The sequence below is a fragment of the Mesorhizobium sp. M4B.F.Ca.ET.089.01.1.1 genome (assembly GCF_004022605.1).
Classification (GTDB): domain Bacteria; phylum Pseudomonadota; class Alphaproteobacteria; order Rhizobiales; family Rhizobiaceae; genus Mesorhizobium; species Mesorhizobium abyssinicae.
Genome location: NZ_RZOS01001585.1, coordinates 1 through 387, shown reverse-complemented (window position 1 = coordinate 387; position 387 = coordinate 1). Strand labels below are relative to the sequence as shown.

Annotated in this window: 1 protein-coding gene; it reads left to right on the top strand. The window is 66.7% G+C overall.

What is annotated here, in order from left to right; translation table 11 throughout:
- Positions 1–387, top strand: a 387-nt coding sequence (locus tag EN780_RS38390; protein ID WP_133373052.1) for a hypothetical protein, incomplete at both ends; no start/stop codon positions are given.

Genomic DNA, 387 nt, shown 5'->3' with positions numbered 1-387 from the left:
CCCGCAAGGGCTTCCGCGTCATCGATCACACCGTCGATGCCGACACCAGCGCGCCGCGCATCTGCGCGCAATTCTCCGAGGATCTGGTCAAGACCGGTGTCGACTATTCGCAGTTCGTCACCGTCGACAACGCCGCGCCCAAGGGCGTTGAAGCCAAGGACAAGCAGATCTGCGTCGAAGGGCTGGAGCATGGCCAGCACTATGAGGTGACCTTCCGCGCCGGCCTGCCGGCCGCTATCGGCGAGGTGACCAGCGCGCCTGTGGTGCTGTCGATCTATGTCCAGGATCGCGCGCCTTCCGCCCGCTTCACCGGCGACAGCTTCGTGCTGCCGGCGGGCGCGCGCCGCGGCATCCCGGTCGTCACCGTCAACATGAACGCCGCCAAGA